Raw genomic sequence first — 15748 nt, 5'->3', positions numbered from 1 at the left:
GGTACGACACCTGCCCCCGTCCCGGCAGGTCGCCGTCGTGGCGTGCATGGACGCCCGCCTGAACGTGTACGGGATCCTCGGCCTCGCCGAGGGCGAGGCGCACGTCATCCGCAACGCGGGCGGCGTGGTCACCGACGACGAGATCCGCTCCCTGGCGATCAGCCAACGCCTGCTCGGCACCCGGGAGATCATCCTGATCCACCACACCGACTGCGGCATGCTCACGTTCACCGACGCGGAGTTCAAGAGCGGCATCGAGAAGGAGACGGGGCTGCGCCCGACGTGGTCGGCGGAGGCCTTCCCGGACCTGGACGAGGACGTGCGTCAGTCCGTGCGCAGGATCACGCACAGCCCCTTCGTCCCGCACACCGACTCCGTGCGCGGCTTCGTCTTCGACGTGGCGACGGGCCTGCTGCGGGAGGTCACGCCGGCCGTTCCCCGAGTTCGGCCCTGAGCTCGGCGACCACCTTGGCGTTGACGCCGTCCAGGGATTCGAGGGCCGCGAGGGCCGCCTCCCACTGCTCGTACGCCTCCCGCGTACGCCCCTCGGCGCGCAGCAGCAGCCCGTACTGGTGGCGGGCGAGCCCGGCCATGTGCGTGTCGCCGCGGTGCTCGGCGCGGTCCAGGAGCAGGGCGCACTCGCGGGTGGCGTCCGCCGCACGGGCGAGTTCACGCAGGGCGCGGACCAGGCCGAGGCGGGACTGGGACTCGCCGTGCCAGTCCTGGTACTCGCCGTGCAGGCGCAGCGCCTCCTCGAAGTGGCCGCGGGCGGCGGCGGGTTCGCCGAGGGTGAGGCGGGCGTAGCCGATGTTGCAGTGGGCGGACTGGCGCACGACGAGGTGACCGATGCGTTCGCCGATGGCGAGGCTGCGCTCGTGGTGGGTGATGGCGGCGCGGGCGTCGGTGTGCTCGTACAGATTGCCGAGATGGCTGTACGTGATGGCCTCGCTCAGCGGGTCGTCGAGCCCCCGGGCCAGGGCGAGGGCCTGCCGCAACGCGCCGGCGGACTCGGCGTGCCGCCCGAGGCCTTCGAGGAGGAGGCCCCGGTGGTTCAGGGCCCGGCGCACGGAGGAACTGTCGCCGAGGCCCCGCCACAGCCCGAGGGCCTCGTCGTTGAGCGCCAGCGCCTCCCCCGCGCGCCCCGCCATGAATCGGTGCCCCGCGAGGTCGGACAACGCCTGGGCCCTGGCCCCCGCCTCCCCGTGCCGCCGCGCCGAATCCACGGCGAGCCCGCACAGCCGCTCCAACTCCGTGAGCCTGCCCCGGCGTTGCAGATAAGGGAACAGATACCGCACAAGCCGGGCCACAAGCCCGGTCCCGTCGTGGGCGTGCCGCTCGGCGAGCGTGACGATGTTCCCCAACTCCTGGTCGGCCCAGGCGAAGGCCTGGTCGGGGGTGGGGAAGGCGGGGGTGTGGGGGGCGGGGTCGGGATCGACCGGGGGGCGCCCGGGTGCCCCCAGGCGGTCCCTCTTGTCCTGGCCGTCCGGCATGATCGCGAGGAGGGCGTCGCGGGCGCTGTCCGCGTACCAGGCGAGGGCCGTGCGGTCGGCGGACTCCGGGAGTGGGGCGGCGTGTTCGCGGGCGAAGTCGCGGACCAGGTCGTGGGGTGCGTAGCGGCCGTACGCGATCTCGTCGAGGAGGGCGACGTCGACGAGGCGGTCGAGGGCGGACTGGGCGCGGCGGCGGGGCAGGGCGAGCAGGCGGGCGAGCAGCGGGGCACCGTACTCCGGCAGGTCCAGGGCGCCGACGGCGCACAGGGCGCGGGCTGCGTCGCGGTCGCCCTCCCGGTCGGACGTCCGCAGCGATTCGAGGGCGACGTCCAGGGAGCGGCGTACGCTCAAGTCGTCGTGTTCCAGGTGGTGCAGGCGGTCCCCGCAGTCGGCGAGGAGGCCCGCGAGCGCGTCCGGCGTGAGCGCGCTGCGCGCGGCGAGCCGGGCCGCGACGATGCGCAGGGCCAGCGGCAGGCGGCCCGCGAGCGCCACCAGCGGGTGGTCCGCGTCGAGCCCGTCCCGGCCGGAGGCCGCCCGGAGCAGCGCGGCGCTGTCCGCGTCGGACAGCGGCCGCAGCGGGAAGCGGGCCGCGCCGTCGAGAGCCGTGAGCTGCGAACGGCTCGTCACGATGACCGCGCACCCGGGCCCGCCGGGCAGCAGCGGCCGCACCTGCGCGGCGCTCGCCGCGTCGTCCAGGACCAGCAGGGTGCGGGTCGGCGCGAGCAGCGACCGCAGCAACGCGGCTGCCGCGTCCAGGTCTTCGGGCGCGTGCCGCGCCTCCGCCCCGAGGTCCCGCAGGAGCGCGGCGAGGGCCTGGCCGGGGGTGAGCGGGGTCATGCCGGGGGTGGCGCCGTGCAGGTTGAGGTAGAGCTGCCCGTCGGGGAAGGCGGCACGCAGCTCGTGCGCGGTGTGGACGGCGAGAGCGCTTTTGCCCACGCCTGCCATTCCGGCGAGCACGGCCACGCGGGGACGGCCTTCGCGGGCTGCGGGGTGGGGGTGGGCCTGGGGGGTGTCTTGCGGTTGGTGTGGGGTGTGCGGGGCGGGTTCGCGGTGTCCGGCGTGCGCGTCTTGCGGCTGGCGCGGGGCGTCTGCGTCGCGCGGGGCGGGCCCGTCGTGCCCGGCGTGCGGCTCGTGCCCCTCGTGTGGCTCGCGCCCTTCGGTGAGCAGCACCTTCAGCCGTCGGGTCTGGGCGGCGCGGCCCGTGAAGTGGGGTGGTTTGGGCGGGAGTTGGGCAGGACGGGGCAGGCGGGTGGGTGCGGAGGCGCTTTGACGGCCGCCGGCCAGGAGGGCCCGGGGTGAGGGGCCGGGGGGCTGTTTCGGCGTCGAGGGTGATGCCGAGGGTGGTGGGGACGGCTGGGGGTGCGGGGATCGCTGGGCTTGGTGGGCTTGGTGGGCTTGGTGGGCTTGGTGGGCTTGGTGGTGGTGTTGAGGGTGTGGTGGCTCTTGGAGATCTTGGGGCTGTTGGGGTGGTGTCTGCTGTGGAGGTGGGGGGTGTTTCTCGGGGGTGTGTCGCCGCTGTGGTTCGGGGTGGGGTCCCGGCTGGGAGGAAGGGTGCGGTCGGGTGGGGGGTGACGTGGACCCGGGGCGCGGGGCGGTCGGGGGCTCCTGCGGGGCGGGACCGGACGCGTCCCCCCGGAGGATCTCGCCGTGCGCCTCCCGCACCGCCTCCCCCGGCTCCACGCCCAACTCCTCGACGAGGCGGCGGCGCAGCGCGCGGTGGACGGCGAGGGCCTCCGCCTGGCGGCCGGTGCGGTGCAGCAGGAGCATCAGCTGGCGGTGAAAGGTCTCGCGGAGCGGGTGCTCGGCGACGAGGGAGGCCAGTTCCGGGGTGCGGAAGGCGAGTTCGGCGAGGTGGCGGCCGGGCGAGGTGGCGGCGGCTTCGAGGAGGGCGTCGTAACGGCACTCCAGGAGCAGGAGCCGGGACTCCTCCAGGCGTTGCACGAGGGCGTGGCCCGCGGTGGCCGTCGGCAGGCCGGACAGCGGGGTGCCGCGCCAGAGCGCGAGCGCCGAGCGGGCGGCGTCCTCGACGGCGGCCCAGTCACGCTCGGCGTGCGCGGCGCGGGCCTCCGCGAAGCGGCGTTCGAAGAGGCGTACGTCGAGTTCGCCGTCGTCGACGCGGAGGCGATAGCCGGACGGTACGGCCCGGAGCCGATCCGGGTCGTCCAGGAGGCGGCGCAGGCGGGTCACGTGGTTCTGCAGGGAGGCGTGCGCGGACGCGGGCGGGCCTTCGGCCCACAGCGCGTCCTTCAGCGCGTCGGCGGAGACCGGGCGGTCGGGTTCGAGGAGCAGCGCGGTGAGGAGGGCGCGGGCCTTGGGGCTGCGGACGGGGTGCGGTTCGCCTTCGGCGTCGTACAGGGCGGGTACGCCGAGGAGCCCGAACCGCAGCTCGTTCGTCATGCTCGCCCAACTCCCCGTTGCCGCCGGTCCGGCCACTCGCCGGAGTCCGACCCGCTGCCCCTTCCGAACAGCCGTTGGGCACATGTTAGCGATCTGTTGGCGGGGCCTGATGGGATCACTACATCGGACCTGGCCCCGCCGGTGCGTGCGCTAAGCGCGTGGCTCGGGGGAGTGTCGCCGCCGCGGCCGGGTCCGCCCAAGCTGGCCTCTGGCCTTGGGGGATGTCCCCTTGCTGTGGGACGGGGGCGCCGTCGGTCGGCGCTGCGCGCCTCGTCCTCAAGCGCCGGACGGGCTGAGATCGCCTCGTCGATCCCCTCGGGTGGGACCGGGCGCCGCCGATCGGCCTTCGGCCTCGTCCTCAAACGCCGGACGGGCTGGAATGCCTCCGCCGGACTGGCACTGGTCCCTCACGTCACCGGCAATCTCACCGTGAACACGGAGCCCTTGCCCCGTTCGCTCTCCACCCCCACCGTCCCCCCGTGCGCCTGCACGAGGTTGCGGACGATGGCGAGGCCCAGGCCGCTGCCGCCGGTGGCGCGGGTGCGGGACTTGTCGGCTCGCCAGAAGCGGTCGAAGACGTGGGGGAGGTCGCCGGGGGCGATGCCGGTGCCGGTGTCGGCGACCTCGATCAGTACGCCCGGGGGGAGGCCGCCGTCCTGGGCCGCCGTCGCGTCCGCGGTGCGGCAGAGGACCGTCACCTCTCCGCCCGCCGGGGTGTGGCGGATCGCGTTGGAGACGAGGTTGCCGATGGCCTGGCGGAGGCGGAGGGGGTCGGCGGTGAGCCAGGGGTCGCCGGTGGCGCGGGCGGTGAGGCGGACGCCGGCCGCGTCGGCGCGGGCCTGGTGGGCGGCGACGACCTGGTCGGCGAGTTCGACGGCACGGACGGGCTCGCGGTGCAGGCGGAGGGTGCCCGCGTCGGCGGCGGCGAGGTCCTGGAGGTCGTTGACGATGTGCTGGAGGAGCAGGGCCTCCTCCAGGAGCGAGGTGACGAGTTCCGGGTCGGTCGCGACGACGCCGTCCTCCGCGGCCTCCAGCCAGCCGCGGATGTTGGACAGCGGTGTCCGCAGCTCGTGCGCGACATCGCTGACCATCGCCTTGCGCTGCTCCTCCAGGGCCTTGCGGTGCGCGGCCATGTCGTTGAACGCGGCGGCGAGCTGGCTGATCTCCCCTGCGGAGCGGGCGGGTACGGGCTCGGTGGCCTCGCCGGTCTTCATGCGCTGCGTCGCCGTGGTGAGGGCGCGCAGCGGCCGGGTCAGCCGGGTCGCGGCGAACGCGGTGGCGGCCACGGTGACGGCGAGGATCGCGGCGGCGAGCCCGACGAGGCGGGTGGTGTTGGCGCCGGACAGCTGGAAGCCGCTGTCGGAGGGGCGGGAGCCGTCGGGGCTGGTGATGAACAGGAGCGCGGGCGAGGACACGTACGGGCCGAGCTGTTCGCGGCGGGCGCTGTCGACGCAGTTGGCGGCGAGCGCCTCCTCGGCCTGCTCGGCCTCGCTTCGGTCGGTCCTGGCCTTGCGGGCTTGGTCCTCGGCGCGGCGCAGGGACTCCGCGGACGCGTCCGTGGGCGGGGGCGTCGCGCCGGCGGGGGTGGACGGCGTCGGCTCGGGCGCGACCATCGGGACGCTCGCCAGGTAGAGGCGCGGGGTGCCGCCGCGGCCGATGGTGAGGCCGAACTTCACGGGCTCGGAGCCCTTGCGGCGCATGCAGGCCCAGGCGAGCTTGTTGACCTTGTTGAGGGCCTTGCGTTCGGTCGCGGTGATGTTGATCAGGTACGAGGGGCCGCAGCTGTAGTCCGTGACGCGGCTGTCGGCGTCCTCGGGCAGCTGGACGTGCGGGCGCCCGCTCGGGCCGACGACGAGCTTGGCGTCGACGCCCCGGTCCCGCAGGCAGGCCACGTTCTTCTCGGCGATGGCGCGCAGCGTGCGGCGCTCCCCGGCGGGCAGCCGGAAGGGGCCGACGGCACGCGGGTCGATGCGGTCGACGGCGCCGGTCCCGGTGCCGAGGCCCGCGCCGGTGCCGAGCCCGCCGCCGATGTCGACGCCGGTCCCGCCGCCGAGGGCGCCGTCGGCGTCCGGTGCCCGCGCGTCCCGCTTCGGCGGCTCGTCGGGGGCGAGCCCGGGGTCGGGCGCGGGAGTGGCGCCGGTGCCCGACACCTCCTCCTTGCGCCCCGCCGCCAGCGTCGAGTCGACGGCGAGCGGGTCCACGACGGCGGAGGCGCGCGCGGGGAGCCGCGCCCCGCGCTCGCCGCCGGGCCCGGCGGAGTCGGCGATGACCTTGCGGTTCTCGGTGGTGAGCGCGATGCGGCGGCCGGTGTCGGTGGCGAGGCGGCGGACCGTGCGGTCGGCGTCGCGCCAGTTGGGGCGGGTCGCGGCGAGTCCGAGGAGCTTGTCGTAGATCCGGGCGTCGTCGGCGAGTACCTGACCCTGCTCCTGCCGGATCGCGCCGGAGGTGGTCTGCGCGGCGAGCCAGGCGGTGGCGGCGATCGACATGACGGAGACGAGGACGGAGACGGCGAGCAGCCGGGTGAGCAGGCTCTTGCGTACGGGGACGCGGGTGCGGGCCGCGCCACCGGGTCCGGGGCCGCCGGAGTCGGCCCCCCGCCTACGCCTCATGGCGGGCCGCCGCCCCGTCATGCCCCTCGGCCACGGCCCCGCCGGAAGCGGCCCCGTCATACGCGACGAGCTTGTACCCGACCCCGAAAACGGTCACCAGCCGCCGCGGCGACCGCGGATTCGCCTCGATCTTCTTGCGCAGATTCAGTACGTGGACGTCGACGGTCCGCGCGGATATGTACCCCGAGGAGCCGTGGATGCGGTCAAGGAGCTGCGGCCGCGTGAACACCCGCTCCGGTTCGGCGGCCATCGCGGCGAGGAGTTCGAACTCGCCGGGCGTGCACTCGACGCGGCGCTCCTCCACGGTCACCTCGTGCCGCCGCTCGTCCACGACGAGGCCCCCGGCCCGCAGCACCCGGGCGTCCGGGTCGGGCGGCGGCAGATGGGCAGTGCCCCCGGCGCGCCGCAGCAGGGTGCGGACGCGGGCCATCAGCTCGCGGGGGCTGTAGGGCTTGGTGAGGTAGTCGTCGGCGCCCAGGTCGAGGCCGAGCAGCAGGTCGTCCTCGGTGGAGCGGGCGGTGAGCATGAGGATGGGCAGCGTGCTGGCGCCGGGGGCCGCGCCGAGCCCCGGGTGCTCCCCGGGCCGGGGCCCCGCGCGCAGCACGCGGGTCACGCCGAGGCCGTCGACCTCCGGCATCATCACGTCGAGGATGAGCAGGTCGGGGGCGTGCCGCCGAACCTGTTCGAGCGCGGCCCGGCCGTCGTGGACGACGCCGACCGTGTGACCCTCGCGCTCCAGATAGCGGCGGATCAGGTCGGCCTGTTTCTCGTCGTCCTCCGCGACCAGGACAAAAGCGCACATGCGCCCGAGCATAAGTGGACCTCCCCGGTCCACGACCGTCCCGGGAACGCCCTGACAGGAATCACACAACTCCCCGCACCCGGCGCGGTCCGCGCCCGCGGGCCGTGGCCGGGACCGCGACCGACGGCCCTCCGCCCCCTCATTACCGGCCGGTTATCCTGGGATCTTTTCCGCCAGGAGGGATCGCACCAGTGGAGTTCCGGCTGCTCGGAGCGGTGTCCGTCGCCACCGAGGCCGGTGACCTGCCGTTGGGTCCGGCGAAGCGCCGCAGCCTGCTCGCCACCCTTCTGCTGCGCCCCAACTACCCCGTCTCCGTCCAGCGGTTGACCGAGGCCCTGTGGGACGACGAGCCACCGGCCCGCGCCCGCGGCGTCATCCAGGGCCATGTGTCGCGGCTGCGCACCCTGCTGGTCGCGGCCGACGCGGAGATGTACGGCGTGGAGCTGGTCACCCAGGGCACGGCGTACCTGCTGCGGATGCCCGAGACCCTGATCGACTCCCACCGCTTCGAGGAACTGGTGTCGCTGGCCCGCGGGCAGCGCGCGGTCGCCGACGCGGTGACGATGTACGAGGAGGCCCTCGCCCTGTGGCAGGGCCCCGCGCTGACCGGGGTGCACCCGAGCCCGTCCCTCCAGGCGGCGGCGCAGGCCCTGGAGGAGACCCGGCTGGCGTCCGTGGAGCGGCTCGCCGCCGGGTACGGGCAGGTCGGCGAGCACGCGCGCGCCGCGGCCCTGCTGCGCGCCGAGGCCACCGCCCACCCGCTGCGGGAGTCCTTGTCGGCGGCCCTGGTGACCGCGCTGCGGCGGGCCGGTCGCCGCTCGGAGGCCCTGGACTGCTTCCACCGCGCCCGCCGTCTCCTCGCCGACGAGCTGGGCCTCGACCCGGGCCCGGAGCTGGCCGACGCGTATGCGCTCGCGCTGCGCGGGGAGGAGGAGGCGGCTCCGCCGGGGGGTCGGCCGGGGGCGTACCCGGGGTCGCAGTCGGGGCCGTACCCGGGCTCACAGCCGAGGTCGCGGCCGGGCTCCCAGCCAGGAGCACCGTCGAGCGCACCGACGGGCGCCCCCGCAGGCACACCGACGGCCACTCCCCCGTCGGCGACCCGTGCGGCACCCCAGACAACGCCCCAGCCGCCAGCCCCCCTCACCACCACCCGGCCACCGGCACAGGAACACCAGCCACCCCACCCCCACACCCCCACCCACACACCCATAGACCTCCTCCCCCGCTCCCCCCGCGGCTTCCACGGCCGCTCCGCCGAGTTCACCGCCCTCTCCCGGGCGGCGGCGGGCGAGGCCCCGGTCTGTCTGGTCACGGGTCCCGCGGGCGTGGGCAAGACCGCCGTCGTCGTGCAGTGGGCGCACCGCAACCGCGCGGTCTTCCCCGACGGCCGTCTCTACGCCGACCTGCGCGGCTTCGCGGACACGGGCGAGCCGTCCGTCCTCGACGTCCTGCGTGAGTTCCTGCTGGCGCTCGGCGTGCCGCCGCGCCGGATACCGGAGTCGACGAACAGCGCGGCGGCGCTGTTCCGCTCCCTCGCGGCCGACCGCCAACTCCTCGTCGTACTCGACAACGTACGAGAGTCCGAGCAGGTCAGACCGCTGTTGCCGGGCGGGGCCCGGTGCGTCACCGTCGTCACGAGCCGGAACCGGCTGCGCGGCCTGATCGCGAGCGACGCGGCCCGGCCGCTGCCCGTGGACGTCCTCGAACCGGACGACGGCACGGCGCTGCTCGCCGGGGTGCTCGGCCAGGAGCGGGTGCTCGCGGAGCCGGTGGCGGCGCGGCGCCTGGCGGAGCTGTGCGGCGGGCTGCCGCTGGCGCTGCGGGTGGTGGCGGCGCGGCTCGCGGACCGCCCGGAGTGGACGCTGGCCGCGATGGCCGCCGAACTGTCCGACGAGTCGCGGCGTTCGGTGCTGCTCGACGTGGAGGACACCGGCGTACGGGCGGCGCTGCGGCTGACGCTGCGGCAGCTCCCCGAGGACGTGGGGCACCACTTCGCGCAGCTCGGCCGCCACCCGGGCACGCACGTGGACCGGTACGCGGCGGCGGCCCTCGCGGGCACGGACCCGGACACCGCCGAGGCGGCCCTGGAGCGGATGACCGCCGCACACCTCCTGACCCGGACGGCGCCGGACCGCTGGACCCTGCACGACCTCGTCCGGCTCTACGCCCGCGGCCTCGACGCCGACGCCGAGGCGCTGCCGCGCGTCCTGGACCACTGCGTCGCCACCGCCCTCGCGGCGGCCCACGCGGCCGAGCCGGGCGACGAGCCGTGCTTCGCGCCGCCCGCCGGGTTCCGGGAGCCGCGCGCGGTACGGGAGTTCGCGGACCGGGCCGCCGCGATGGACTGGTACGCGGCCGAGCGCGAGGACCTGACGCTGGCGGCGGGCGCGGCCGACGCGGCCGGGCTGCACGACCGGACCTGGCGGATCGTGCTCGCCCTGTGGCCGCTGGTGGTGTGGCGGGTGCGGGACGGCTGGGCGCCGCTCCTGGAGACGGGCCTGCGCGCGGCCCGCGCCGCCGCCGATCCGTACGCGCAGGCGCGGGTCCTCGCGCTGCTCGGCTGGGTCCTCACGGAGGAGGGCCGCACGGCCGAGGCGCTGGCCTGCCTGGAGGCGGCACCGCCCCTCGCGGCCCAGGCGGGCGACCCGCGCGGCGAGGCGACGGCGCTGGTCAACCTGTCCCTCGCGCAGGCGGCCCGGGGCGGCACGGACGAGGCGGCCCACGGCTGCGTACGGGCGGCGGAGCTGGCCCGTACGGCCGGTGACGGCAACACCGAACGCCTCGCCCTGCACCACCTGGCCCGCCACCAACTGGCCGCCCGCGACTGGAAGTCGGCCCTGGACACGGCGAACGCGGCCCTCGCCCTCACCTCCGCGACGGCCGCCCCGAGCGCCGCCCGCGTCCTGCTCGTCCTGGCCACCGGCGAGGCCCTGATCGGCCTCGGCGACGAACCGGAGGGCATCCGCCGCCTGGACCGGGCGGCGCGCGAGGCCGAGTCGAGCGGCTTCGACGAGGGCGCGGTGCGGGCGCTGGAGGCGCTGGTGCGGGTGTCGGCGGAGGACGGGTTCCGGGAGCGGCACGAGGCGGCGGTGCGGAGGCTGGCGGCGGGGGCGGAAGGGGGCTGAGGCGGGGGCGGAAGGGGGCTGAGGCGAACAGCAACCGACCTGGTCGTGGCCCGTCGCGCCCCTGGTGACGGCGCCCCGCGAGGACGTGAGCGGGACGACAGCGGCGCGTAAGCGGAACGACAGCGGCCGGGCCCAGTCTGGTGTCAACGGCGGGAACGACCGCCAAGACCGCACCACCTCAGGGGGAGCCCCATCATGCGTACGTCCCGGATCCGCACCGCCGCACTCGCCGCCACCACCGCCGCACTCGCCCTGGCGACCCTGACCGCCTGCGGCAGCTCGGACGGCGGCAACGACGCGAAGGGCGGCGCGAAGCGCGACGGCGCCGTCGTGTCGGACAAGGCCGACGGCGGGTCCGGCTCGTCCGAGGGCGCGACCGTCGACGCGGCGAAGGGCTCGGGCTCGGGTTCGTCCGAGGGCGCGACGGTCAGCGCGAGCAAGGGCAACGGGTCGTCCGGTGCGGGCAAGGGCACGAGCGCCGGTACGGGCGAGGGCGCCAAGGCCTCCGCCGCCGGGGTCCGGGCGTGCGACGGCCAGGAGATCTCGTACTCCGTGGTGCACCGCTTCGCGAAGCAGCGCGGCGAGCACCTGCTCATCACCGCCACGAACGCGGACTCCAAGCCGTGCTACGTCACGTCGTTCCCGTCCGTGATGCTCGGCGACACCGCCAACGTCCTGCCGCACTCCGCCAAGGACACCCCCGGCGGCGGCAAGGCCCTCACCCTGAAGCCCGGCGGCAAGGTCTACGCGGCCGTGAACCTCTTCACCGACAGCGCGAAGACCCACACCTCGTCCGAGCTCAGCATCGCGATGCAGGACCACACCGGCGACACCGGCCCCGGCGTCGACCAGGAGGCGTTCGACGCGAAGGGCGTCCCGTCGAAGTTCACGTGGTCGACGGCGGACGTGACGAACTGGAACACGGCGAAGCCCTACAACTTCTGAGCTTGCTGAGACTTCTGAGCCTCATAGGACTTCTGAACCTCATGGGACTTCTGAGCCTCATGGGACTTCTGATCGGCCGACTCCCCCAGAAGGCGATCAGCGGCAGGAGCGTCCCCACCTTCGCGCGTGTGCGCGGAGGTGGGGACGTTCTGGTTTCCTCCGGTTCACGGCCACGCGCGCTGCGGGCTACGCGGCTTCGTACGGTACGACGACGACCTGCACGTCGTCCTCGTAGACGACGCGGCCGGGGTCCGTCGAGCGGACGGTGCGGCAGGGGACGCCGTGGGCGGCGAGGATGTCCAGGTAGCCGGGGACGCGCTCGATGAGGTGGGTGGCGGTCGTCTTGAACCAGGCGACGGCACCGGGGTTCGCCTCGCGGTCGTAGGCGGCGGAGGGCGTGGTGTACGCGGCGTCGAACCAGTCGTTGCCGGCGCGCCAGAAGGCCCGTTGCTCCGGGGTGAGTCTGCCTTCGCGGGCGAGGGTGTTCACCAGGAAGAAGACGCCGGGGTGGAGCCCGCGTTCGTGGCGGACGGGCGACTCGAAGCGTATGTACTCCGTAGCCGTGGCCGTGTCGGCCGGACCGGCCGTGCACGTCTCTTCGGTGGCGGTGTCGGTATCGGTGTCGGTGTCGGTCACCGGCGCATCCTCGCATCGGCGGCGGCGCGCCAGTGAGGTGCCCCGGCACGTTCGGCGAGGGCGCGCGCCTGCCGGTGGTGCCGGGCGGCGGCGCCGGGCCGCCCGAGGGCGGCGGCCAGGTCGCCCGCGTACAGGGCGACGGGTTCGAGGGTGAGCACGCCGCTCCCGGCTCCGGCCAATTCGCCGCAGGCGTGGAGGAGTTCGCGGTAGAGGGCGTCGAGGAGGCCGGGGGAGGCGGAGCCGGAGCGGAGGGCGGCGCGGGCACGGAGGCAGAGGCGGGCTTCCAGGAGTTGGTCGTGGGGGAGGTGGGTGGCTCCGGCAGCTCCGGCAGCTCCGGCGACTCCGGCGACTCCGGCGACTCCGGCGACTCCGGCGGCCACAGCGTCCTCGCCCCCGCTCTGCACCCGTAGGCACAGCAGCGCCAGCTCCAGCAGCCCACCGCCGCCGCCCGCCCCTTCCGCCTTCTCCATCCCGCTCATCCCCCCGCCCCTCATCCGCGCCTCGGCGGCCCGGCACCCGGCCTCCGCCTCCGCCACTCGCCCGGCGACGGCGGCACGCAGCGCCGCGTACCACTCGGTGAACACCCCCGCGAGGGGCAGCCCGTGCCGTTCGGCGAGCCGGTCGACGGCGGCGGCGTGGCCGTCGGCGCGGTCGAATTCCGCTAGGGCGGAGTGGGCCTGGAGCAGCATCAGATGGCCGAGGACTTCGAAGGCGACGAGGCCGTGGCGGGCGGCGAGGGCGGTCAACTCCTCGCCGATGAGGAGGCGTTCGGGGGCGAGTCCGGGGCGGTGGTAGGTGTGGAGGCAGCGGGCGTTGAGGGCGAAGGCGAGAAGCGCGGCGGCGTCGGCTTCGCCGCCCGGGACGACCTCCGCCGCCCGGCCTGCTCCCGCCGGCGCGGCGGCCTCCCCGACGTCGCCGCCCGCCGCCCCTGCAACGTCGGCCACCCCGGCCGTCCCAGCGGCCTCGGCGACCCTGGCTTCCCCCACCGCCCGCGCCAGCCTCTCCGCCTCCCGCGCCGCCTCGGCGCCGCGTTCCGTCCGGGCTCCCCGCGTCTCCATGCCGACGGTGCTGAGCAGTCGGCTTCGGGTGGCGCGGCGGCCCACGCTCCCGTCGTCCGGGAGGGCGTCGAGGGTGCGCAGAGCGGCGGCGACGATGCGGCGGGAGAGGGCTTCGTCGTCGTTGCGGGCCCAGATGCCGGGTACGTCGAAGGCGCCGATGACGCGGGCGGTCAGCTCGGGGTCGCCGGTGGCCTCGGCGGCGACCAGGGCCTCGGCGCGGTACCGGCGGGCCTCGGCGAGTGCGCCGGTGACGGCGAGGTTCCGGACGAGCCCCATGACGATCCCGAGCCGCACCCGACCCCCGGCCGCCTCGGCCGACCGCCCCCGACCTCCGGCCGCCCCTCGCCCCCCGGGCGCGCCCCCGCCACCGGTCGCGCCCCGGCCGCCGGAGACCCCCAGGCCGCCGGACGCCTCCCAGCCGCCGACCAACCCCCCACCGCCAGCCCCACCCCGGTCGTGCGCCTCCAGCGCCCCCCGCCACAGCCGCACCGCCTCATGCGGCGCGAACGCGGCCTCCGCTCGCCGGGCCGCCCGAGCGGCGAAGTCGGCGGCGCGGGCCGCGACCACGCGGGTGCCTGCGCTGAGGTAGTGGTGGGCGATGGCTTCGACGGAGTCGGGCCGCAGGCGTTCGAGGATCTCGCCGACGGCAGCGTGCAGCTGCGCCCGACGAGGCCCCGACAGATCCCCGTACAACGTCTCCCGCACCAGCGCATGCGCGAATTCGACCCGCTCGCCCTCGCCTCCCCCTTCCCCCGCCACGAGGAACCCGGCCGCCACCCCCGCATCGACCCCGTCGAGCACAGCCTCCTCGTCCCCGGCGAGCGCCCCAAGGACCTCCAGGTCGACGCCGGGCCCGATCAGCGCGGCCCGCACGAGCACCGCACGAGCGCCCGTCGGCAGTGCGCCGAGCCGCCGCCGGACGATGTCCCGCACGCCTTCCGGCACTTGGGAGAGCGCAACGACCCCTTCGGTGGCGTACAGGCGGGTGATCTCGCGCACGAAGAACGGGTTGCCGCCGCTGCGCCGGTGCACCGCGCGGACGGTCGTGGCGTCGAGGGGCCGCCCCGCGACAGCCCGCACGAGTTCCCCCACGGCGCCCTCGGACAGCGCCCCGACCCGCACCCGCACGGGCTCGGCGCGGGCCACCCGCCCCAACAACTCCCGTACACCGTCCGAGACTTCCCCGTCCCGATACGTCCCCACGACCAGCACGGCCCGCTCCAGCGGCCGCTCCACCAGCGAGGCGAGCAGCTCCAACGTCCCGCTGTCGGCCCAGTGCAGATCGTCGAGTACGAGCAGCAGGGGCCGCCCCCGGTCGGCCACCCCCGAGATCAGCTCCCCCACCCGCCGATACCACCGGAACCGATCCCCACCAGCGAACACCCCACCGCCACCGCCACCCGAGCCCGCGTCCTCGCCCTCACCCGCACCCGCACCCGCACCCGCACCCGCACCCGCACCCGCACCCGCACTCCCGACCGCGACAGCCCCCTCGGAGATCCCCAACTCCCCCAATACCTCGGCCCAAGGCCACCCGGCAGGAACCCCGCCCTGCTCCGAGGCCCGCCCCCAAGCGGCCACCCACCCTTGCCCCACCAGCCGTCCCGCCAACTCCCGGACGAGCGCGGTCTTCCCCGCCCCGGCGTCCCCGGAGACCAGCACGAGCCCAAGCCGCCCCTCCCGCACCACACCCCGAGCGGCACTCTCCAGATCGCCCAGCTCGGGGCCACGCCCGACAAGCCCGCTCCCGCGCCGAGCAGGAGCGTCTCCAGCCTCGGCGTCATCCCCGGCCATCGCTCCGGGCCCGGTGCCGTCGCTCATGCCGTCGCCCGCTGCGGGCAGGGACCGGTCCAGCGGCGGCACGACGACGGCTCCCGCCCGGAGGGCACCCCCGCCCCGCTGAGCCAGAATCTCCCCCTCCAGCCTCCGCAACCGCTCCCCCGGGTCCACCCCCAGCTCCCCGGCCAGCCGCTCCCGGGCCCTCCGCAGCACCCCCAGGGCATCCCCCTGCCTGCCCGCCCGGAACAGGGCGACGGCGAGGAGTTCCCAGGCCTCCTCCCGCCACGGATGCCCCTCGGCATGCGCCTCCAGGTCGAGGACGGCCTCGCCCGCCCTGCCGAGGGCGAGCGCGGCGGAAGCCCGCCGCTCCACGGCGAGCAGCCGCAGCCCTTCCAGCCGCCGGGCCTCCCCGCGAGCCCACTCCTCGGCGGCCCACTCGGCGTAGGCGGGCCCCCGCCAGCTCGAAAGCGCCTCGTCGAGCAGTTCCAGGGCCGCTCCGGCGCCCCCGTCGGCCAGAAGTCCCGCCGCCTCCCCCACCGCCCCCTCGAACCGCCAGGCGTCCACCGCCCCGCTCCCCGCGAGCAGCGCGTAGCCGGGCCCGGACGTCACGAGCAGCCGTGCGGGCGCCCGCCGGGCCCGTCCCGGTTCGAGCACCTTCCGCAGGTCCCCGACGAACGTCCGGATCGCCCCGACGGCCCGGGGCGGCGGCTCCTGCCAGAAGTCGTCGACCATCCAGTCCACGGGAACGGTCCGCCGCCGGGCGACCAGGAGCCGGGCGAGGACGGCCCGATGCCGGGGCCCCTTCAGGTCGAGGGAGCGCCCGTCCGCGTCCCGGGCGGCGAGGGCCCCGAGGACCTGGAACGTCACGTCACCGGCCCCCGGCCCGGCGCTCTCCTCCTGCGGCACC

Annotated in this window: 7 protein-coding genes and 1 pseudogene; 3 read left to right on the top strand and 5 right to left on the bottom strand. The window is 75.8% G+C overall.

What is annotated here, in order from left to right:
• Nucleotides 1-10: 10 nt before the first annotated feature.
• A pseudogene (locus ACZ6AA_RS15470) lies at nucleotides 11-454 on the top strand (beta-class carbonic anhydrase); the annotation flags it as partial.
• Here ACZ6AA_RS15470 and ACZ6AA_RS15465 read toward each other — a convergent pair.
• From ACZ6AA_RS15465 to ACZ6AA_RS15455, 3 genes are all read right to left on the bottom strand, one after another.
• The gene (locus ACZ6AA_RS15465; RefSeq protein WP_471458393.1) at nucleotides 423-3887 is read right to left on the bottom strand and encodes an AfsR/SARP family transcriptional regulator; all 3465 of its coding nucleotides are present in this window, start codon (nucleotides 3885-3887) and stop codon (nucleotides 423-425) included. The pseudogene ACZ6AA_RS15470 and the gene ACZ6AA_RS15465 sit on opposite strands and share 32 nt — an antisense overlap.
• Nucleotides 3888-4294: 407 nt before the next feature.
• Nucleotides 4295-6496 (bottom strand): sensor histidine kinase, encoded by a 2202-nt coding sequence (locus tag ACZ6AA_RS15460; RefSeq protein ID WP_468460143.1) that lies wholly within the window; start codon nucleotides 6494-6496, stop codon nucleotides 4295-4297.
• Nucleotides 6486-7298, bottom strand: coding sequence for a response regulator transcription factor (locus ACZ6AA_RS15455; protein ID WP_468460145.1), 813 nt, complete (start codon nucleotides 7296-7298; stop codon nucleotides 6486-6488). Before ACZ6AA_RS15455 ends, ACZ6AA_RS15460 begins: the two co-directional genes overlap by 11 nt.
• Nucleotides 7299-7489: 191 nt before the next feature.
• Here ACZ6AA_RS15455 and ACZ6AA_RS15450 point away from each other — a divergent pair, with 191 nt between their 5' ends.
• Both ACZ6AA_RS15450 and ACZ6AA_RS15445 read left to right on the top strand, forming a co-directional pair.
• Nucleotides 7490-10423: an AfsR/SARP family transcriptional regulator gene (locus tag ACZ6AA_RS15450; protein ID WP_471458391.1), complete on the top strand. Its 2934-nt coding sequence runs from the start codon at nucleotides 7490-7492 to the stop codon at nucleotides 10421-10423.
• Nucleotides 10424-10618: 195 nt separating this feature from the next.
• Nucleotides 10619-11368 carry a DUF4232 domain-containing protein gene (locus tag ACZ6AA_RS15445; protein WP_468460149.1) on the top strand — a complete coding sequence of 250 codons (750 nt, stop codon included), beginning with the start codon at nucleotides 10619-10621 and terminating at the stop codon, nucleotides 11366-11368.
• 186 nt (nucleotides 11369-11554) lie between these two features.
• Here ACZ6AA_RS15445 and ACZ6AA_RS15440 read toward each other — a convergent pair whose 3' ends face one another.
• Nucleotides 11555-11917, bottom strand: a complete 363-nt coding sequence (locus tag ACZ6AA_RS15440; protein ID WP_468482971.1) for a hypothetical protein — start codon at nucleotides 11915-11917, stop codon at nucleotides 11555-11557.
• An 83-nt stretch (nucleotides 11918-12000) separates the two neighbouring features.
• Entirely contained in the window at nucleotides 12001-15747 is a 3747-nt protein-coding gene (locus tag ACZ6AA_RS15435; RefSeq protein WP_471458389.1) for a BTAD domain-containing putative transcriptional regulator, read from the bottom strand.
• Nucleotide 15748 lies beyond the last annotated feature (1 nt).

It is taken from the genome of Streptomyces sp. NPDC040610, from assembly GCF_055594065.1.
This window is presented reverse-complemented; position numbering and strand designations above follow the sequence as displayed.